Origin of the sequence: Streptomyces sp. TLI_146, from assembly GCF_002846415.1 — a bacterium.
Taxonomy (GTDB): domain Bacteria; phylum Actinomycetota; class Actinomycetes; order Streptomycetales; family Streptomycetaceae; genus Streptomyces.
Genome location: NZ_PJMX01000001.1, coordinates 4,670,031 through 4,689,734 on the forward strand (window position 1 = coordinate 4,670,031; position 19,704 = coordinate 4,689,734).

Consider the following 19,704-nt stretch of genomic DNA (forward strand, 5'->3'; position numbering starts at 1 on the left):
CGACGCCAGACGCCCGACGCCCCGGCGAACGTCACGCCCCCGGCGTCCGCATCCCCAGCCGTCGGTCCTTCAGCGCCGGGAACTGCTCCCGTACCGCCGCCACCTTCTCCTCGTCCAGGTCGACCGTGAGGACCTCCTCGCCCTCGCCCGCCTCCGCCAGGACCTCGCCCCACGGGTCGACCACGATGCTGTGGCCCGCCTGCGGGACGCCCGCGTGGCTGCCGCCGGTGCCGCAGGCCAGGACGTACGCCTGGTTCTCGACCGCGCGGGCCCGCGCGAGCAGCGTCCAGTGCGCCAGGCGCCTGGCGGGCCAGCCCGCCGGGATCACCAGGGTCTGCGCGCCCGCGTCGACCAGGCCCCGGAACAGCTCGGGGAAGCGCAGGTCGTAACAGGTCGCCAGGCCCAGCGTGGTCCCCGGCAGCGCGACCGTCACCAGGTCGGCGCCCGCGCTCATCAGCACCGCCTCGCCCTGGTCGAAGCCGAAGCGGTGGATCTTCCGGTACGTGGCCGCCAGTTCGCCCTCGGGCGAGAAGACCAGGGAGGTGTTGTAGAGCCCGCCGTCCGCGCCGCGCTCGGGGATCGAGCCCGCGTGCAGCCAGACGCCCGCGTCCCGCGCGGCCTTTGACATGGCCTCATGCGTCGGTCCGTCAGCCGCCCGCTCCGCCTCGGCCGCGAAGCTCTCGTATGCGAAGGCGCCCACGGTCCACAGCTCCGGCAGCACCACGAGGTCGGCGCCCGACTGCTCGCGTACCAGCGAAGCCGCCCGCTGCCTGCGGGAACCGACCGATTCCTGGGGGTCTACACCGAATTGGATGAGGGAGGCGCGCACACTACCACCGTCCTGGCATTCGAGTTGTCAACACGGGCCTACGATCGTCACACGAAAGCACTGCCGGGGTGCCTTTCGGCAGCGTAACTTAACTGCCACAGCGCCCAGCCCGCGTACGTACAGAACCGCCGAGGGGTCCCGTGACCGTCCATCCCAGCCTCCAGACCTACGCCGACGCCTGGACCCACTCCATCGAGGCGATAACCGAGCTGGTGATGCCGCTCGTCGAGGGGGAGTGGAACCGCGCCACACCGTGCCCGGCCTGGTCGGTGCGCGACATCGTGTCGCACATCATCGGGATGGAGTGCGAACAGCTCGGCGACCCGCGCCCGATCCACACCCTGCCGCGCGATCTCTACCACGTACAAAGCGAGTTCGCGCGCTACATGGAGATGCAGGTCGATGTGCGCCGGCACCACACCGCGCCGGAGATGACCTCGGAGCTGGAGTACACGGTCATCCGCCGGGCGCGGCAGCTGCGCAACGAGAACCGGGCCCCCGACACCATGGTCCGCGCCCCGCTCGGCGCCGAGCAGACGCTGGAACTGGCGCTGCGGATGCGGGCGTTCGACGTGTGGGTGCACGAGCAGGACCTGCGGTGGGCGCTGGGCAAGCCGGGCAACCTCGACTCGCCGGGCGCGTACGTCGCCCGTGACATCCTGCTGCACACCCTGCCGAGAGTCGTCGCCAAGGACGCGGGCGCCCCGCCGAACTCGGCGGTCGTCTTCGACATCCACGGGCCGGTCGAGTTCCTGCGTACGGTACGGGTCGACGCCGACGGGCACGGCACCGTCGACGGCGCCCCCTCGCTCGGCCCGCTCGCCACGATCGCGATGGACTGGGAGACGTTCGTACGGCTCGCCTGCGGCCGGGTGCGCCCACACGCCGTCGCGGACCGGGTGAAGACCGAGGGCGACCAGGAGCTGGCGGCGGCGATCCTGCGGGACTTCGCGGTCACGCCGTAAGCCCGGCGGCTCTCACGCCGGTACGTGCACCGCCTCCACCCGGCTCGCCACCAGGCGTTCCCGCTCACGGTGCGCCGCGCGGGCGCGCAGCCGCAGGATCTGGGTGACGCCCAGTGCCTGGAGGAAGAACACCGAGGCGAACGCGATCCGGTAGTTGTCGCCGGTCGCGTCGAGCAGTACGCCCACCGCGAGCAGCGTCGTCATCGAGGCCGTGAAACCGCCCATGTTGACGATTCCGGAGGCCGTGCCCTGCCGCTCCGGCGGGTTGGCCGGGCGGGCGAAGTCGAACCCGATCATCGAGGCCGGGCCGCAGGCGCCCAGCACCACGCACAGGACGACGAGCAGCCACATCGGGGTGTGCGGCGCCGGGTAGGCGACGGCGGCGGCCCACAGGGCGGCGGTCGCCCCGACCGTGCCGAGGGCGAGCGGCGCGCGGGCCGCGTGGTGGCGGGCGATGACCTGCCCGTACACCAGGCCCACCACCATGTTGGAGAGCACGACCAGGGTCAGCAGCTCGCCGGCTGTCCCCCGCGAGTGCCCCTGCGCCTCGACCAGGTACGGCATCCCCCACAGCAGCAGGAACACCATGGCCGGGAACTGCGTGGTGAAGTGCACCCACATCCCCATCCGCGTCCCCGGCTCGCGCCAGGACTCGGCGATCTGGCGGCGTACGTAGGCCGCTCCGGCGTGGGTGACGGGCGCGGGCTCGTGGCCTTCGGGGTGGTCGCGCAGGAACAGGAGCAGCAGGACCAGGACGACCACTCCGGCGAGCGCGCTGCCCGCGAAGGTCCGCGTCCAGCCGATCCCGTGCAGCGAGCGGGAGATGACGATGGTGGAGACGAGGTTGCCCGCCATCCCGAAGAGCGCGGCGACCTGGGCGATCAGCGGTCCGCGCCGGGCGGGGAACCAGCGCGAGCCGAGCCGCAGGACGCTGATGAACGTCATCGCGTCGCCGCAGCCGAGCAGCGCGCGGGAGGCGAGGGCGGTGCCGTACGAGGGCGAGAGGGCGAAGCCGAGCTGCCCGGCCGTGAAGAGCACGACGCCGAGGGTGAGCACCTTCTTGGTGCCGAGGCGGTCAACCATGAGGCCGACGGGTATCTGCATGCCCGCGTAGACGAGCAGCTGGAGTATGGAGAAGGTGGACAGCGCCGAGGCGTTGACGTCGAAGCGGTCGGCGGCGTCGAGCCCGGCGACGCCGAGGCTGGTGCGGAAGATGACGGCGACGAAGTAGACGCCGACGCCGATGCCCCAGACGAGGGCGGCGCGGCGCCCGCCGGGAGGGTCACCGGGGAGGGAGGCTCCGGATGCGCTGGAGCTCATCGTTCCTCACCCCTGACCAGGACCTTGACCCAGCTCAGGTGCTGGCGCACGCAGTGCGCGGCGCGCTCGGCGTCGCCGTCCCGGATGGCGTCCAGCATCTCCTGGTGCTCGGCGATGTTCTTGGCGATCCGGTCGGGCTGGGCGTGCATCACGGCGACGCCCATCCGCAGCTGCCGGTCGCGCATCTGGTCGTAGAGCCGGGAGAGGATCTCGTTCCCGGCGTTGCGGACGATCTCGGCGTGGAAGCAGCGGTCGGTGACGGCGACGGCGGCGAGGTCACCGGCCGCCGCGTTCGCCTTCTGCTCCTCCAGGAGCTCTTCGAGCCGGGCGATCAGCCGCCCGGGCGCGGGGACGGCCCTGCGTGCGGCGAACTCCTCGACCAGGAGCCGTGTTTCGACCACGTCGGCGGTCTCCTGCGCGGAGACGGCCAGGACGAGGGCGCCCTTCTTGGGGTAGAGCCGGATGAGCCCTTCCACTTCGAGCTTCAGCAGCGCCTCGCGCACGGGCGTGCGCGACACCCCGACGGCCTCGGCGAGCTCCCCCTCGGTGAGGAGCGTCCCGCCCTCGTACCGCCGGTCGAGTACGGCCTGCTTGACGTGCATATAGACGCGGTCGGCGGCGGGCGGCCGCTTGATCGGGGCTGGGGCCGGTGTGGTTGCGGAGGCGGGAGCGGAGGGCATGCGCACAGGATAGATACAACAGGTGTACGTCAGAAAGGGGCGTCCGGATGCCGGAACGCCCCTTGCTTCCGCAGTTGAACGGCAGTGCCCCCGGACGCACCGGCGTCCGGGGGCACTGGTCCGCTTACGCCCAGGTGATCAGCCGCTTGGGCTGCTCCAGGATCGCCGCCACATCGGCGAGCACCTTGGAGCCCAGCTCTCCGTCGACCAGGCGGTGGTCGAAGGACAGCGCCAGCGTGGTGACCTGGCGGGGCTTCACCTTGCCCTTGTGGACCCAGGGCTGGAGCTTGATCGCACCGACCGCGAGGATCGCGGACTCGCCCGGGTTCAGGATCGGGGTGCCGGTGTCGACGCCGAAGACGCCCACATTGGTGATGGTGACCGTGCCGCCCTGCATCGCCGCCGGGGACGTCTTGCCCTCGCGGGCCGTCGAAACCAAGTCAGCCAGGGACGCGGCCAGTTGCGGCAGCGTCTTGTCGTGGGCGTCCTTGATGTTCGGGACGATCAGACCGCGCGGGGTGGCGGCCGCGATGCCCAGGTTCACATAGTGCTTGAGGACGATCTCCTGCGCCGCCTCGTCCCACGACGCGTTGACGTCGGGGTTGCGCTTGATGGCGACGAGCAGGGCCTTGGCGATGAGCAGGAGCGGGTTGACCCGCAGCCCGGCCATCTCCTTGTCGCCCTTCAGCTCCTCGACCAGCTTCATCGTGCGCGTGACGTCGACCGTCACGAACTCGGTGACGTGCGGCGCGGTGAACGCCGAGCCGATCATCGCCTGCGCGGTCGCCTTCCGTACGCCCTTGATCGGGATACGGGTCTCGCGCGCGTCCGAGGAGGCAACGGCCGCGACGGGCGCGGGAGTTGTTTCACGTGAAACGGGAGCCGGTTCGGTCACCGGGGCGGCGGCCGCGTGGACGTCCTCGCGGGTGATGACGCCGTCCGGGCCGGTCGGGACCACACGCGCCAGGTCGATGCCCAGGTCCTTGGCCAGCTTGCGGACCGGCGGCTTCGCCAGCGGCCTGGCGACCGCCGGGGCGGCGCCGTGGCCGTTCAGCTCGGCCTGCACGGCGGCGGCCGCGGCCTGCTCGGGGACCGGGATCCCCTTGCGCGGGCGGCGCTTGGTGGAGGACTCCGCGACGCCGTAGCCCACCAGGACCGGCTGGCGGCCCTTGGGCGCCTCCGGCTCCTCGGCGGGCGACTCGGCGACCGGGGCCTGGACGGGGGCGGCGGCCTCGGCGGCCGGCTCACCGGAGCCCGGGGCCACGTCCACCGAGATGATCACCTCGCCGACGTCCACCGTCGTGCCCTCGGGGAAGCGCAGCTCGTGCACCACCCCGTCGAACGGGATCGGCAGCTCGACGGCCGCCTTGGCCGTCTCCACCTCGCAGACGACCTGGCCGTCGGTGACGGTGTCACCGGGCTGGACGTACCACTTGAGGATCTCCGCCTCGGTGAGCCCCTCGCCGACGTCCGGCATCTTGAACTCGCGGAAGCGGGCAGAAGTTTCAGTCATGGTCACGGGACTCCTCAGTACGCCAGCGAGCGGTCGACGGCGTCGAGCACCCGGTCCAGACCCGGCAGGTACTCCTCCTCCAGGCGCGCCGGCGGGTACGGGGCGTGGTAGCCGCCGACCCTGAGCACCGGTGCCTCCAGGTGGTAGAAGCTGCGCTCGGAGATCCGCGCGGCGATCTCCGCGCCCGCGCCGTAGAACACCGGCGCCTCGTGGACCACGACCAGCCGGCCGGTCTTCTCGACCGACGCCTGGACCGCGTCGAAGTCGATCGGGGACATCGAGCGCAGGTCCAGGACCTCGATCGACTTGCCCTCCTCGGCGGCGGCCGCGGCCGCCTCCACGCAGACCTTCACCATCGGACCGTACGCCACCAGCGTCAGGTCCGAACCGGCCACGACCGTACGGGCCTTGTGCAGCGGGCCGGGGATCGCGTCGGTGTCGACGTCACTCTTGTCCCAGTAGCGCCGCTTGGGCTCGAAGTAGATGACGGGGTCGTCGGACTGGATGGCCTGCTGCATCATCCAGTACGCGTCGGAGGCGTTGGAGGGCGAGACCACCTTGAGGCCCGGCACGTGCGCGAAGAGCGCCTCGGGGGACTCGCTGTGGTGCTCGACCGCGCCGATGCCGCCGCCGTAGGGGATGCGGATGACGACCGGGAGCTTGATCTTGCCGAGCGCGCGGGCGTGCATCTTGGCGAGCTGGGTGACGATCTGGTCGTACGCCGGGAAGACGAAGCCGTCGAACTGGATCTCCACGACCGGGCGGTAGCCGCGCAGGGCCAGGCCGATCGCGGTGCCGACGATGCCGGACTCGGCGAGCGGGGTGTCGATGACCCGGCCCTCGCCGAAGTCCTTCTGGAGCCCGTCGGTGACCCGGAAGACGCCGCCGAGCTTGCCGACGTCCTCACCCATGATCAGGACCTTGGGGTCGGTCTCCATCGCCTTGCGCAGCGACTCGTTGATCGCCTTCGCGATGGGAAGCTTCTGTACGGTCATGGCTACTTGCCCTCCCCGTCGGCGAAGGACGCCTGGTAGGCCGCGAACTGGGCCCGCTCCTCGTCGACGAGCGCGTGCCCGTCGGCGTAGATGTTCTCGAAGATGGCCATCCGGTCCGGGTCGGGCATGGCGCGGACCGCCTCGCGGACCCGCTTGCCGAGCGTCTCGGACTCCTCTTCGAGGGAGGCGAAGAACGCCTCGTCGGCGTGCCCCTCGTTCTCCAGGTACGTCTTCAGCCGCAGGATCGGGTCCTTGGCCTCCCACGCCTCGCGCTCCTCGTCGGCCCGGTACTTCGTCGGGTCGTCGGAGGTGGTGTGCGCGCCCATCCGGTACGTGAACGCCTCGACCAGGGTCGGGCCCTCGCCGCGCCGGGCCCGCTCCAGGGCGGACCGGGTCACGGCCAGACAGGCCAGCACGTCGTTGCCGTCGACGCGGACGCCGGGGAAGCCGTAGCCCTGGGCGCGCTGGTAGAGCGGCACCCGGGTCTGGCGCTCGGTCGGCTCCGAGATCGCCCACTGGTTGTTCTGGCAGAAGAACACGACCGGGGCGTTGTAGACGGCGGAGAAGGTGAACGACTCCGCGACATCGCCCTGGCTGGAGGCGCCGTCACCGAAGTACGCGATCACGGCCGAGTCCGCGCCGTCCTTGGCCACACCCATGGCGTAACCGGTCGCGTGCAGCGTCTGCGAGCCGATCACGATCGTGTACAGGTGGAAATTGTTGCTGTTGGGGTCCCAGCCGCCGTGGTTCACACCACGGAACATGCCGAGCAGGTTGGTCGGGTCGACCCCGCGGCACCAGGCCACACCGTGCTCGCGGTAGGTGGGGAACACATAGTCGTCGTCCCGCAGGGCGCGGCCGGAGCCGATCTGGGCGGCCTCCTGGCCGAGCAGCGAGGCCCACAGGCCCAGCTCGCCCTGGCGCTGCAGTGCGGTGGCCTCGGCGTCGAAGCGCCGGGTCAGCACCATGTCGCGGTAGAGCCCGCGCAGCTCTTCGGGGGTCAGGTCAACGTCGTAGTCAGGGTGCTCGACCCGCTGGCCCTCGGGCGTCAGCAGCTGTACGAGCTGGGGGTCGGCGACAGCCTTCCCGGCGCTGCTACCGGTGCGCTTGCTGCTGCGTCGCGGTTTGCGCGCGGCAGTGCTCTCCACGGTCACGTGCGTGCTCCTCCGTCTGTCCGGCCCCCGGGTTCGCCGGTGTGGCCAGTTGCGGCTCCTCGCCTGCTTCCGGTCGCGGGGCACGGGGGTGGGTGCGCCTCACCGGGAACCAGGCGTGACAGGTGCCCCGGCGAGCGCCCTGTCATAGGCACGTTACCCAGTGCTGCGCATTACTGCGAAACCCCATTTGACCTGCGATTTTGCTTGGATTTCCAAGTAAATCGAGAAAGCGGGGAACAACCACTGGTCACAGCCTTGCAGGCCGCCGGAACAACGGCACGTTATCCCGGTCACCTGCGGCACGGGAAGAGCGAATGTGTGAGACTGATTCCGTGCGCGAACCAGGCAAAATCACCGTATTCCTGCTCGACGACCACGAAGTGGTCCGCCGCGGCGTCCACGAAATGCTCTCCGTCGAGGAGGACATCGAGGTGGTCGGCGAGGCCGGCACCGCGGCGGATGCCCTGGTCAGGATCCCTGCGACGCGTCCGGACGTGGCGGTCCTCGACGTCCGGCTGCCGGACGGGAGCGGTGTGGAGGTCTGCCGCGAGATCCGCTCCCAGAACGAGCACATCAAATGCCTGATGCTGACCTCGTTCGCCGATGACGAAGCCCTCTTCGATGCGATCATGGCCGGTGCGTCCGGATATGTCCTCAAGGCGATCCGGGGCAGTGAACTTCTTTCGGCCGTACGGGACGTGGCGGCGGGCAGATCCCTGCTCGACCCGGTCGCGACGGCCCGGGTCCTGGAGCGCCTGCGCGACGGGGGCACGGCCAAGGGCGACGACCGCCTGGCGAACCTCACCGAGCAGGAGCGCAAGATCCTCGACCTGATCGGCGAGGGCCTCACGAACCGGGTGATCGGCGAGCGCCTTCATCTGGCGGAGAAGACGATCAAGAACTATGTGTCGTCGCTGCTGTCGAAACTGGGAATGGAGCGGCGTTCCCAGGCGGCGGCGTATGTGGCCCGGATGCAGGCGGAGCGCCACTAGCGTGGCGGTTTACGGTCGGGTGCGGCCCGTCCGTGGCTGGTGGCGCGGTTCCCCGCGCCCCTGAGGTACTACGGCCGCAGCCGGAAACCCAGCTCGGCCACGGAGTCTTTCAGGGGCGCGGGGAACTGCGCGAGCAACCCGGCACGGTCCGCAGATGAACACCTGCCCCCGGGGCGAAGCCCCCGGGCCCGCCAGAGGCCACGCGGCCGAGCCGCACAGTGGCACAGCCGGGAAGGGGCGAGGAGGGGCAAACCCCACCCCCGCTACACCCCACGTGATCTAACATCTGGCGCGTGCCGCGCTCATATGCAACCCCGCCCGTGAGGGACCTGCTGCGCCGATACGCCTCGCTGGGCGAGCCGCTCACCTGCGAACCCGTCGCCCAGGGCCTCCTCAACCGCGGCTACCGCCTCGCCACCACCCGCGGCGAGTTCTTCCTCAAGCACCACCTCGACGGCGACCGCGAGGCCATCGCCCGCCAGCACGACGCCACCCGCCGCCTCCAGGCGCTCGGCGTGCCCGTCGCGCCCCCCGTACAGGACTGCGACGGCGACACCGTCACCGTCCTCGGCGGCCGCTGCTACGCCCTGCACCCGTGGGTGCACGGCCGCCACCGCGACGGCGCCCAGCTCGGCGCCGTCGGCTCCCGGCGGCTCGGCGCGCTGCTCGGCCTCGTCCACATCTGCCTGGAGCAGGTGATGGAGGGGCGCGGGCCCGCCGCCGACCACCTCAGCGCCGACCCCGCCGACACCTTCGCCCTCATCGACGACCTGCTCTCCCGCGCCCGCCGGCGCCGCCCCCGCGACTCCTTCGACGAGCTCGCCGAGCACCGGCTGCGCGAGCGCCGCCACCTCATCGAGCGGTACGCCCACCGCCGCCCGCCCCCGCAGACCACCGGCGGCTGGGTGCACGGCGACTTCCACCCGCTGAACCTGCTGTACCGCGGCAAGGAGCCCGCCGCGATCGTCGACTGGGACCGCCTGGGCGTCCAGCCCCGCGCGGAGGAGGCGGTACGGGCCGCCGTGATCTTCTTCGTACGCCCGGCCGGGGAGCTGGACCTCGACAAGGTGCGCGCGTACGCCCGCGCCTACCGGGGAGCCACCGGCGCGGACCCGGCGGAGCTCGCCGCCGCCGTCCACCGCGTGTGGTGGGAGCGGCTCAACGACTTCTGGATCCTGCGCTGGCGCTACCAGCTCCACGACCGAAGGGCCGACCCGCAGTTCCCCGCGGCGTCGGCCCTGGCGGTCTGGTGGACCCGTGAATACGAGGCGGTGTGCGAGGCGTTCGCGGGGTGAGGCGCGAACGCCCGGCGGCTCAGGGCGTCTTGGGCGTGCTGCCGCCGGCGCTCTGACCCGCGGTCGTCCCCGTGGTCGTGCCCTGGTTCGTCCCCGTGCTGGTGCCCGTGGTCGTCCCGGTGCTGGTGCCCTGGGTCGTACCGGTGCTGGTGCCCGTGGTCGTGCCCTGGTCGGTACCGGTCGTCGTGCCCTGGTCCGTCCCGGAGGTCGTCCCCGTGGTCGTGCCCTGATCCGTGCCGGTCGTCGTGCCCTGGTCCGTACCGGTCGTCGTCCCCTGGTCGGTGCCCGAGGTCGTGCCCTGGTTCGTCCCGGACGTGGTGCCCTGGTCGGTGCCCGGCGACGGCGAGCGCTTCTTGCTGTGCCTGGGCGACGGCGTGTACGGCTGCGGGTTGTCGCCGCCGGTCGTCGACGTCTGGTCCTGGCCCCGGGTGGCCTGGTCGTCGGGGCTCGGCGACGTCTTCGACTCGTCGGACGACGACGGACTGTGGGAGATCGGCGGCTTCTTCGGCGTGTGACCGCCGTCCTTCTTGTCCGCCGCCTTGATCGCGAACGCCACGCCCGCCGCGATCGCGATGATCGCGAGCACCACGAACAGGACGACCTTGCCCCGGCCGCCGCCGGAGCGGCGGCCGTTGCCGTTGTAGCCGCCGTTGTTGTAGCCGCCCGAGCCGTAACCCCCGTCGTATCCGCCGTCGTCCGGGTTCATCGGCGGCAGGATCGGACCGCGGAACTGCGAGGTCTCCCCGTGCACGGGGTGGCCCATGGCGCTGGTCGGCGCGGTCATACCCATGGCGGGGGTGTGGGAGCCCTCGTGCATGACCTCGACCGGACCGGTGTTCCAGGTGCCGGTGTGGCCGCCCTGCGCCTGGAGCATCTGCAGTCCGTACTGGACCAGGCCGCGCATCTCCTCGGCGGACTGGAAACGGTCGTCCGGGTCCTTGGCGAGAGAACGCATGACGAGGCCGTCGAGTTCCGGCGGCGCCACATCCGATGTCTGGGACGGCGGAATCGGGGTGTCCTGCACGTGCTGGTACACCACTGACAACGGTGTCTCACCGGTGAAGGGCGGGCGCAGCGCGAGCAGTTCGTACAGCAGGCAGCCCGTCGCGTACAGGTCGGAGCGGTGGTCGACGGCCTTGCCGAGCGCCTGCTCCGGCGAGAGGTACTGCGGCGTGCCCATGACCATGCCGGTCTGCGTCATCGTCGACTGCGCGCCGTGCAGGGCGCGCGCGATGCCGAAGTCCATCACCTTCACGGCACCGGTGTGCGTGATGATCACGTTGGCGGGCTTGATGTCGCGGTGCACGATGCCGTGCTGGTGCGAGTACGCCAGCGCCTCCAGGACGCCGGAGACGATGATCAGCGCCTGCTCCGGCGGCGGTGCGTCCGCCTGGACCAGCAGGTCGCGGATGGTGCGGCCCTCGACCAGCTCCATCACGATGTACGGGACGGTCTGGCCGCCCACCACGTCCTCGCCCGAGTCGTACACCGCCACCACCGCGTGGTGGTTGAGCCCGGCCACCGACTGCGCCTCGCGCGTGAAGCGGGCCTTGGAGACCGGGTCCTCGGCGAGATCGGGGCGCAGCAGCTTCACCGCGACGGTACGGCCCAGGCGTACGTCCTCCGCCGCGAAGACCTCCGCCATGCCGCCCCGGCCCAGCCGGTGCGTCAGCCGGTAGCGGCCGTCACCGACCAGTCCGCCGACCCACGACTCGTGGTCCTGCGCATCGGGCATCCCGGCGCCGTTTCCCTCGGGTTCGGGTGCCATCAGTCCTCGCCGTCGTGTCTGGCCGCGTCAGCGGTGGTTCCTTACGGGTCTTACGGTTGTGCAGTAGTGCACGCTACAGCGTTCATGCAGGCCGCCGGTTCGGGATGGACCGGCCATCCAATCGGTTCCGCGTGTACCCATGCAAATTCCATGCGATTCCTGTAACGCTTACGAGACGCTTCTTGCGCGTACGGTCACGGAACGGGCACCCGGCTTGACGTGTCGTACCCCTCGGGCAGACTTGGCTCGAAAATTCGCAGGATCATCGCTGGCCACCGCGGCCAAGGGGGATGCACAGTCATGAGCCAGGACGGCGCACAGGGCCGCTATGCGGGCGGGTCCATCGCGGGCGGGCGCTATCAGCTGCGCGACCTCCTCGGCGAAGGCGGCATGGCCTCGGTCTACCTGGCGTACGACGCCGCCCTGGACCGCCAGGTGGCGATCAAGACCCTGCACTCCGAACTCGGCCGGGAACAGTCCTTCCGCGAGCGCTTCCGCCGCGAGGCCCAGGCCGTCGCCAAGCTCCAGCACACCAACATCGTGTCGGTCTTCGACACCGGTGAGGACGAGCTGGGCGGCGCGATGATGCCGTACATCGTCATGGAGTACGTGGAGGGCCAGCCGCTCGGCTCGGTGCTGCACACCGACATCCAGCAGTACGGCGCGATGCCCGCCGACAAGGCGCTGAAGATGACCGCCGACGTGCTGGCGGCCCTGGAAGTCAGCCACGAGATGGGCCTGGTCCACCGCGACATCAAGCCCGGCAACGTGATGGTGACCAAGCGCGGCGTCGTCAAGGTCATGGACTTCGGCATCGCGCGCGCCATGCAGTCCGGCGTCACCTCGATGACCCAGACCGGCATGGTCGTCGGCACCCCGCAGTACCTCTCGCCCGAGCAGGCCCTTGGCCGGGGCGTCGACGCCCGCTCCGACCTGTACTCGGTCGGCATCATGCTCTTCCAGCTACTCACCGGCCGGATCCCGTTCGACGCCGACTCGCCGCTCGCCATCGCGTACGCGCACGTGCAGGAGGAGCCGGTCGCGCCCTCCACGGTCAACCGGTCCATCCCGCCGGCCGTGGACGCGCTGGTGGCCCGCGCGCTGAAGAAGAACCCGAACGAGCGCTTCCCGAGCGCGGCCGCGATGCGCGACGAGATCGCCCGCATCTCCGCCAGCGGCCAGACCGGCGCGGCCCCGGTGATCACCGGCGGCGGCCCGGTCGCCAGCGGCCAGGGCGTCGGCTCGACGGTCTTCCCGCCGCTGGACCCCTCGGCCCAGCAGGGCTACCAGGGCAGCGTCCAGACGCCGTACCAGGCGAGCCCGTACGGCCCGCCGACGCCGGCCCCCACGCCGCAGCCCTCGTACGGCTACCCGCAGCAGCAGATGCAGCCGCAGACCCCGATGCCCGCGCAGCACACCCCGCCGCCGTACACGATCGCTCCGAGCGCCCCGACCGGCGGCGGTTCTTCTTCGCGTTCCTCGAAGAAGAACACCCCTGTGATCGTCGGCGCGGTCGCGGTGGCGGTCCTGGCGGTCGGCGGCCTGGTCACCGCGCTGGTGATGAACGGCGACGACTCGGGCTCGGACGGCGACAAGAAGACCTCCGGCGAGAACGTCGCGGGCCACAAGGGTCCGGAGCGCAGCCGCACGCTGGACACGACCAAGTGCACCAGCCCGTCGAAGTCCGCCCTCGACCCGTCGAAGGTCCAGGCGCCCGACTTCACCTACAAGGACATCCTGTCGGTGAAGTCGTGCATCCAGGCCGCGGGCTGGAAGGTCAACACCGAGTCCGTGGACAACGGGCAGTGGGGCCAGGACACGGTGGTGACGCAGTTCCCGGCGGCGGGCGTCGACGTGGACCCGAAGGAAGCCCAGTTCACCCTGACGCTGTCGACGGGCAACCCGCCGCAGCAGTAGGTTCCGAGGCGGCGGCCCGGCTGACACACCCGGCTGACACACCCGGGGTGCCCGATATGTCGGCGCATGTGACGCTGACTCCATGGCTTCAGGGCTCCGGGCGCGGCTCCGGGCACGGCTCCGGACGCTGGGCGTGGGCGCCGCGCTGGCGGGCCTGCTGCTGGTGACCCCGCCCGGCACGCCCGCGCACGCCGAGGACCCCCCGCCGCCCGCCGCCCCCTCCGCCCCCTCCGCCCTGGACCAGCGCTTCGCGGGCACCCGGGCGGGGGAGGGCAGGGCCCGGCCGGGCCGCCCGCCGGGGACGCTCCCGTACGTACCCGACGCGTCGGCGCAACCGATCGCCGACCCGTTCGGCTCGCCCCCGCCGCCACCACCGAGCGCCCAGCCGGCGGTGGCCCGCAAGGTCCAGCCGTCCCGGCTGTCCACCACGTCCGACCTACGGGTGCACGTCCTGTCGATGGGCGCGGGCCTGACCCTGACGGGCCTCGGCCTGGGATTCCTGGCCCTGCGCCTGCGCCGCCCATGACGCACATCCATGTCCCGTCCGGGGGTGGATCACCTCTCCCCGGGGGCACAACGTGATGTGAGGCACGTGTGCGAGAGAATGGGCGGCATGGAGATGCCGAGGAACGAACAGTCGCCGGACAGCCCCCACATCCTGGTCGTCGGACAGGACGGCATGGCGATCGGCGGCGGTGACGACGAGTCGCGCGAGGTCCCGGTGACGGAGATGGTCGAACAGCCCGCCAAGGTCATGCGCATCGGCAGCATGATCAAACAGCTTCTGGAAGAAGTACGCGCGGCTCCTCTGGACGAGGCGAGCCGCGTACGCCTGAAGGACATCCACGCCTCCTCGGTCAAGGAACTGGAGGACGGCCTGGCTCCCGAGCTGGTGGAGGAGCTGGAGCGCCTGTCCCTCCCCTTCACGGACGAGGCGATCCCCTCCGAGGCGGAACTCCGCATCGCCCAGGCCCAGTTGGTGGGCTGGCTGGAAGGCCTCTTCCACGGCATCCAGACGGCCCTGTTCGCCCAGCAGATGGCAGCCCGAGCCCAACTGGAACAAATGCGCCGCGCCCTCCCCCCCGGCGCCCCGCACGACGACGAGGACGGACCGGGGGTGCGGTCGGGGCCGTACTTGTAGGAGTGCCGCAACGGGGCTGCCCTGCGGGCCTGGCGGTCCGGGGGCAGCCTTGTGGCTGTGCGCGAGAGGGTGCCCGGGGGCAGGCCCCGGTCACCACGATCCCGCTGAGGGGCGCGGGGGTAGCGCCACGCCATGTGTGCGGGCTGGGCGCAGGGGCACAGCCTCGCCGGGTGCGGGCCCGGGCACAACGATCCCGCTGAGGGGCGCGGGAGTAGCGCCGCGCCATGTGTGTGGGCTGCGCACAGGGGCACAGCCTCGCCGGGCGCGGGCCCAGGCACCACGATCCCGCTGAGGGGCGCGGGGAACTACGCGCTCAGGCCCCACCGGCCCGCAGCCGACGAACTACAACGGGGTGCAGGGGCGAAGCCCCGCTCAGGGTCCCGGGGATGGAGAACCCGGGAAACCCTTCCCCCCACCCAGCCGGGCGCAGCCCAAGGCGGGGTGCAGGGGGCGGAGCCCCCGCCCAGGGGTCCGGGGACGGAGTCCCCGGGGAACCCCCTTCCCCCACCCACCCCCACCCCCGGAGGGTTTAGGGAAGGGGCGGGGCGGGGGCTCAAACCACCAGCAAAACCTTCCCCACGTGCGCCCCCGCCTCCAACACCCGATGCCCCTCCGCCGCGTCAGCCATCCCCACCACCCGATCCACAACCGGCCGCACCCGCCCGGCAGCGACCAGCGGCCACACATGCTCCCGAACCGCCGCCACGATCGCCGCCTTCTCCGCCGCGGGCCGCCCCCGCAGGGTCGTCGCCGTCACCGCCCCCCGCTTGGCCATCAGCGCCCCGAGGTTGAGCTCACCCTTCACCCCGCCCTGCATCCCGATGACGGCAAGCCGCCCGTTGACCGCCAACGCCCGTACGTTCCGGTCGAGGTACTTCGCCCCCATGATGTCGAGGATGACGTCCGCCCCCGCCCCACCGGTCGCCGCACGGACCTCCTCCACGAAGTCCTGCTCGCGGTAGTCGATCAGCACGTCCGCCCCCAGCTCCGCGCACCGCGCCAGCTTCTCGGGCCCACCCGCCGTGACGGCGACCCGCGCCCCCACCGCCTTGCCCAGCTGGATCGCCATCGTGCCGATCCCGCTCGCACCGCCGTGCACCAACAGCGTCTCGCCGGGCCGCAGATGGGACACCATGAACACGTTGGACCACACCGTGGAAACGGCCTCCGGCAGCGACGCCGCGACCGTCAGCTCCACCCCCTCCGGCACCGGCAGCAACTGCCCCACCGGCACCGCCACCTTCTCCGCGTACCCGCCACCGCTCAGCAGCGCGCACACCTCGTCGCCCACGGACCACCCGGACACCCCGGGCCCCAGCGCGACGATCCGCCCGGAGCACTCAAGGCCCGGATACGGCGAGGCTCCCGGCGGCGGCTCGTAGTGCCCCTGCCGCTGCAACACATCCGCACGGTTGACGGCCGCCGCCGCCACCTCGACGAGGACCTCGCCCTCGCCCGCCACCGGATCGGGCACCTCGGCCCAGACCAGCGCTTCGGGACCACCCGGCTCAGAAATCGTGATCGCATGCATACGGCCGACGCTACTCCGCCGCACCCTCCGAGGCCGCCCCGCCCGCCCGTACGATCGTGATCAGCCGGTCCGTCAGCTGAAGCGGGCTTGCCCGCACGTCGTCGTAGGCGAGCAGCCGATGGCCGCGCAGCACGCTGACCGTGAGGTCCTCGGTCTCCCGGACCCCCAGCCCCACCTCGCTCTTCTTCACAGGCCGTTCGACGAGGTCGAGCCCGCTGCCCTGCTGGATCAGGTCCTCCATCACCGTGCCCGCGCTCGGGCTGAGCACGGACAGCCCGAGCAGCCGCCCCGCCGCACTCGCGCTCGTGATCACCGCGTCCGCCCCGGACTGCCGCAGCAGCGGCGCGTTCTCCTCCTCCCGCACCGCCGCGACGATCTTCGCCCCCCGATTGAGCTGGCGTGCCGTCAGCGTGACCAGCACCGCCGTGTCGTCGCGCTGCGTGGCGATCACGACCTGCCGGGCCTTCTGCACCTCGGCCCGGAGCAGCACATCACTGCGCGTCGCGTCCCCGATGACCCCGACGAACCCCTCCGCGTTGGCGGCCTCGACCACCTTCGCACTGGGGTCGACGACCACGACCTGCTCCTTCTTCAGCCCGGTCGCACACAGCGTCTGAATCGCCGAACGGCCCTTCGTCCCGAAGCCGACGACGACGGTGTGGTCTCGCAAGTTCGCCTTCCAGCGTTTGAGCCGCCACTCCTCCCGGGTCCGCTCCGTGAGGACCTCGAGAGTCGTGCCGACCAGGATGATCAGAAAGAGCACACGCAGCGGCGTCACCAGCAGGATGTTGCAGAGCCTGGCGCTGTCGCTGTACGGGACGATGTCGCCGTAACCCGTCGTGGAGAGCGTGACGGTGGCGTAGTAGGCGGCGTCCAGCAGATCCAGCCCGCCACCGGCGTTGTCGTGGTAGCCGGAACGGTCGATCCACACGATGAACGTGGTCAGCACCAGTACGCCGAGCGCCATCAGCAGCCGCTTGCCGACCTGCCGCAGCGGCCGGTCGACCACCCGGCGCGGCAGCGTCACCCGCCGGGTAACCAGATTCTCGCCCGCCTGCCGGGCAATCGCGTCTTGGCCGGGCAGTTTCACGTGAAACACCGTTCGGTGATACGGGAGTTGGGGCTCAGGGCACGAGCTTCACGAGGTTTCACGTGAAACACCGCTCGGAAATACGGGCGTTGAGCCCAGGCGCGAGGTGTTTCACGTGAAACACCCTTTGTCGGTAAGTGAGTTGAGCCACGGGGCGGCCGGGTCGTTTCACGTGAAACACCCTTCGCCCGCCCCCAGTTGCCCCCACGGAAGGTCCAGTACCTCGACCTCCTGACCGGCCCGTACCCCGCCGGGCGGTACCACCGCCAGCCCGTCCGCCGCCGCGATCCCCCGCAGCATCGCCGGGCCGTTGTAGTGCAGCGGCACGACCCGATCGCCCCGGTGCACCACGGGCACGAGCCGGGTGTCGTACGGATGCCCGTGCACCTCGTCGCGCAGCGCGGCCGTGTACGGGCCGGTGGCCCCGGCGCCGCCCGCCCGCCCCGCGAGCTCCCGCAGCAGCGGCTCGGCGAGTGTGAGCAGGGCCGAGACGGCCGCGAGCGGGTTGCCCGGCAGGCCCACCAGGTGCTTCCCGGCGGCGATCCGGGCCAGCAGCATCGGATGCCCGGGGCGGACGGCGACCCCGTCCACCAGCAGCTCGGCGCCCATCGTCCGCAGCACAGGGTGCACATGGTCGACGGGCCCGGCCGCCGTACCGCCGGTCGTCATCACCAGGTCGGCCTCCGACCCGGTCACGGCCGCGAACAGCGCCTCGGCGTCGTCCTTGAGCCGCCGCGTGGCGACGACCTCCGCGCCGAGCATGCGCAGCCAGGGCCCCAGCATCGGGCCGAGCGCGTCCCGGATCAGCCCCTCGTGCGGCAGCCCCTCGGCCAGCAGCTCGTCGCCGAGGACGAAGATCTCGACGCGGGGCCGTGGCACGGTGGCCAGCTCGTCGTACCCGGCGGCCGCCGCAAGCCCCAGGACGGCCGGGGTGACCAGCGTGGCGGCCGGCAGCAGCTGGTCGCCGGAACGGCACTCCTGCCCGCGCGGGCGGATGTCCTGCCCGTTGACGACCTCCCGCTCGGCATGGAGCAGCCCCTTCGCCTCGTCCGCGCGGGCGTGCTCGCTGCGCAGGACGGCGGTCGCCTCGGCGGGGATACGCGCCCCGGTGGCGATCCGTACGGCCTCGCCGTCCGCGAGGGGAACGGGTGCGGCGCGCCCGGCAAGGATGCCGTCGGCCGCGCCCCGGATCCGCCAGGGCCCGGGGCCCGCGACGACCCAGCCGTCCATGGCGGAGGTGTCGAAGGACGGCAGATCGGTGAGAGCGGCGAGGGGGACGGCGAGGGTCTCGCCGAGGGCCTGGGCCAGCGGCACCCGGTGGCTGCGGCGGGGCGCCGCCCGCCCGGCCGCGACGGCGATGTCCCTGGCCCGGTGCCAGGGGGCGGCGCGGTGGTGGGGGCGGGGCCCCGGCGCGGGGCCAGGGGCTGGGGCGGGGACCGGAGCACTCACGAGGGCCAGCGCCTCCTCCACCCCGTCGTCGACGGGCGACACGAACGGCTCGGCGCCGGTCACGGGGTGAGCTCGTCCTTCTCGGCGGCCCACCGGTCGGCGAGGGCGGCGGCCTTGCGGGCCGCCTCGGCGACGTCGGCGCCCGTCCCGCCCGCCTTGGCGGCCGCGTAGCCGACCAGGAAGGTCGTGAGCGGCGCGGCGGGCCGGGCCACGCCGTGGGCGGCGTCCCTGGCCAGGTCGAGCAGCACGCCGGTGTCGACGTCCAGGTCGATGCCGAGTTCGTCCTTGACTGCGGTGATCCATTCGTCCAGCACGTTCCCATGCTCCCTGATCCGGGCCCGGGCCGCCGCGATGTCCTCCCAGGTGTCGCAGTCGAACGAGGCGAGGGGCTGGGGGGCGGGGAGGTGGACGAGGTCGAGTTCCCGGGTCAGCAGGCGCAGGGGGAGCCCGCCGAGGCCCCCGTGCTCGGCTGCGAGGAGGGCGAGTTCACGGCGGAGCGGCTCGGCCCGGTAGACGGCGACGAGCGGTTGCGCCCGCCCGCTCTCGTCAACGCACAGGACGCCCTCGCGCCCGCCGGTGCCGAGCGTGTCGAGGAGGCCCGTGACGGTGGTCTCGCCCAGGAAGGGCAGGTCGGCGGAGAGCGCGAGCACCGAGGGGGCGGTGGTCAGCCTGAGTCCCGCGTCGAGCGCGGCGAGGGGCCCGCCGCCGGCCGGCTCCTCCCGCGTCCACACCACGGGCCGCGCGGTGGTCCGGCGCCCTCCGACCACCACGGTGACTCCGGCCCCGGTGCAGGCGGCGAGCACCCGGTCGAGCAGCGCCCTGCCCCCCACCCGCACCCCTGGCTTGTCCGCCCCGCCGAGCCGCCGCGCGGCCCCTCCGGCGAGCACGATGGCGTCATAGGGGGTCGTCATCCCAGCAGTATGGGCGCGCGGGGCGCGACGCGTACCGCCCGGGGTGCGAGGGGCATCCGGGGCGGGACGCCAGGACATCACGCCTGGGGCACCCACGTCATCACACCTGGAGTACGGGGCGTCACGCCTGGAGTGGCAGCGCGTGAGGGGTACC

The 19,704-nt window shown here is 71.9% G+C and carries 17 protein-coding genes; 6 read left to right on the top strand and 11 right to left on the bottom strand.

Annotation, left to right across the window (positions count from 1 at the left end; translation table 11 throughout):
• Positions 1 to 31: 31 nt before the first annotated feature.
• The gene (locus tag BX283_RS20950) at positions 32 to 829 is read right to left on the bottom strand and encodes a carbon-nitrogen family hydrolase (protein ID WP_101389095.1); all 798 of its coding nucleotides are present in this window, start codon (positions 827 to 829) and stop codon (positions 32 to 34) included.
• Between the two features lie 140 nt (positions 830 to 969).
• Here BX283_RS20950 and BX283_RS20955 point away from each other — a divergent pair, with 140 nt between their 5' ends.
• On the top strand, positions 970 to 1,794 hold the full coding sequence (locus BX283_RS20955; RefSeq protein WP_101389096.1) for a maleylpyruvate isomerase family mycothiol-dependent enzyme: 825 nt from the start codon (positions 970 to 972) through the stop codon (positions 1,792 to 1,794).
• A gap of 12 nt (positions 1,795 to 1,806) precedes the next feature.
• Here BX283_RS20955 and BX283_RS20960 read toward each other — a convergent pair whose 3' ends face one another.
• The 5 genes from BX283_RS20960 to pdhA all read right to left on the bottom strand — a co-directional run bounded on the left by BX283_RS20960 (position 1,807) and on the right by pdhA (position 7,456).
• Positions 1,807 to 3,114 (bottom strand): nitrate/nitrite transporter, encoded by a 1,308-nt coding sequence (locus tag BX283_RS20960; RefSeq protein ID WP_101389097.1) that lies wholly within the window; start codon positions 3,112 to 3,114, stop codon positions 1,807 to 1,809.
• Positions 3,111 to 3,794, bottom strand: coding sequence for a GntR family transcriptional regulator (locus BX283_RS20965; RefSeq protein WP_101392486.1), 684 nt, complete (start codon positions 3,792 to 3,794; stop codon positions 3,111 to 3,113). The genes BX283_RS20960 and BX283_RS20965 overlap by 4 nt, the downstream gene beginning before the upstream one ends.
• 124 nt (positions 3,795 to 3,918) lie before the next feature.
• Complete coding sequence (locus BX283_RS20970; protein ID WP_101389098.1) at positions 3,919 to 5,307, bottom strand: dihydrolipoamide acetyltransferase family protein; 1,389 nt, start codon at positions 5,305 to 5,307, stop codon at positions 3,919 to 3,921.
• 14 nt (positions 5,308 to 5,321) lie between these two features.
• Complete coding sequence (locus BX283_RS20975) at positions 5,322 to 6,302, bottom strand: alpha-ketoacid dehydrogenase subunit beta (protein WP_101389099.1); 981 nt, start codon at positions 6,300 to 6,302, stop codon at positions 5,322 to 5,324.
• 2 nt (positions 6,303 to 6,304) lie between these two features.
• Positions 6,305 to 7,456 carry a pyruvate dehydrogenase (acetyl-transferring) E1 component subunit alpha gene (gene pdhA / locus BX283_RS20980; protein ID WP_101389100.1) on the bottom strand — a complete coding sequence of 384 codons (1,152 nt, stop codon included), beginning with the start codon at positions 7,454 to 7,456 and terminating at the stop codon, positions 6,305 to 6,307.
• A gap of 332 nt (positions 7,457 to 7,788) precedes the next feature.
• On the opposite strand from pdhA, the gene BX283_RS20985 reads away from it, so the two are divergent.
• Entirely contained in the window at positions 7,789 to 8,448 is a 660-nt protein-coding gene (locus BX283_RS20985; protein WP_101389101.1) for a response regulator transcription factor, read from the top strand.
• Positions 8,449 to 8,741: 293 nt separating this feature from the next.
• A complete protein-coding gene (locus tag BX283_RS20990; protein WP_101389102.1) occupies positions 8,742 to 9,743 on the top strand; it encodes a phosphotransferase in 1,002 nt (333 codons plus the stop codon).
• 19 nt (positions 9,744 to 9,762) lie between these two features.
• Here BX283_RS20990 and BX283_RS20995 read toward each other — a convergent pair whose 3' ends face one another.
• Positions 9,763 to 11,511: a protein kinase gene (locus BX283_RS20995; RefSeq protein ID WP_101389103.1), complete on the bottom strand. Its 1,749-nt coding sequence runs from the start codon at positions 11,509 to 11,511 to the stop codon at positions 9,763 to 9,765.
• A gap of 300 nt (positions 11,512 to 11,811) precedes the next feature.
• On the opposite strand from BX283_RS20995, the gene BX283_RS21000 reads away from it, so the two are divergent.
• The 3 genes from BX283_RS21000 (at position 11,812) to BX283_RS21010 (ending at position 14,569) form a co-directional block, all read left to right on the top strand.
• Positions 11,812 to 13,428 (top strand): protein kinase, encoded by a 1,617-nt coding sequence (locus BX283_RS21000; protein ID WP_101389104.1) that lies wholly within the window; start codon positions 11,812 to 11,814, stop codon positions 13,426 to 13,428.
• An 82-nt stretch (positions 13,429 to 13,510) separates the two neighbouring features.
• Positions 13,511 to 13,954, top strand: a complete 444-nt coding sequence (locus tag BX283_RS21005; RefSeq protein ID WP_143676445.1) for a hypothetical protein — start codon at positions 13,511 to 13,513, stop codon at positions 13,952 to 13,954.
• An 87-nt stretch (positions 13,955 to 14,041) separates the two neighbouring features.
• Positions 14,042 to 14,569: a bacterial proteasome activator family protein gene (locus BX283_RS21010; protein WP_067164116.1), complete on the top strand. Its 528-nt coding sequence runs from the start codon at positions 14,042 to 14,044 to the stop codon at positions 14,567 to 14,569.
• Between the two features lie 553 nt (positions 14,570 to 15,122).
• On the opposite strand, the gene BX283_RS21015 is transcribed toward BX283_RS21010, so the two are convergent.
• The 4 genes from BX283_RS21015 to BX283_RS41650 all read right to left on the bottom strand — a co-directional run bounded on the left by BX283_RS21015 (position 15,123) and on the right by BX283_RS41650 (position 19,550).
• Positions 15,123 to 16,100, bottom strand: a complete 978-nt coding sequence (locus tag BX283_RS21015) for an NAD(P)H-quinone oxidoreductase (protein WP_101389106.1) — start codon at positions 16,098 to 16,100, stop codon at positions 15,123 to 15,125.
• A 10-nt stretch (positions 16,101 to 16,110) separates the two neighbouring features.
• Complete coding sequence (locus BX283_RS21020; protein ID WP_101389107.1) at positions 16,111 to 17,190, bottom strand: TrkA family potassium uptake protein; 1,080 nt, start codon at positions 17,188 to 17,190, stop codon at positions 16,111 to 16,113.
• Positions 17,191 to 17,358: 168 nt separating this feature from the next.
• Complete coding sequence (locus BX283_RS21025) at positions 17,359 to 18,702, bottom strand: molybdopterin molybdotransferase MoeA (RefSeq protein WP_306822813.1); 1,344 nt, start codon at positions 18,700 to 18,702, stop codon at positions 17,359 to 17,361.
• Positions 18,699 to 19,550 (bottom strand): DUF6457 domain-containing protein, encoded by an 852-nt coding sequence (locus BX283_RS41650; protein WP_257583348.1) that lies wholly within the window; start codon positions 19,548 to 19,550, stop codon positions 18,699 to 18,701. The genes BX283_RS21025 and BX283_RS41650 overlap by 4 nt, the downstream gene beginning before the upstream one ends.
• Positions 19,551 to 19,704 lie beyond the last annotated feature (154 nt).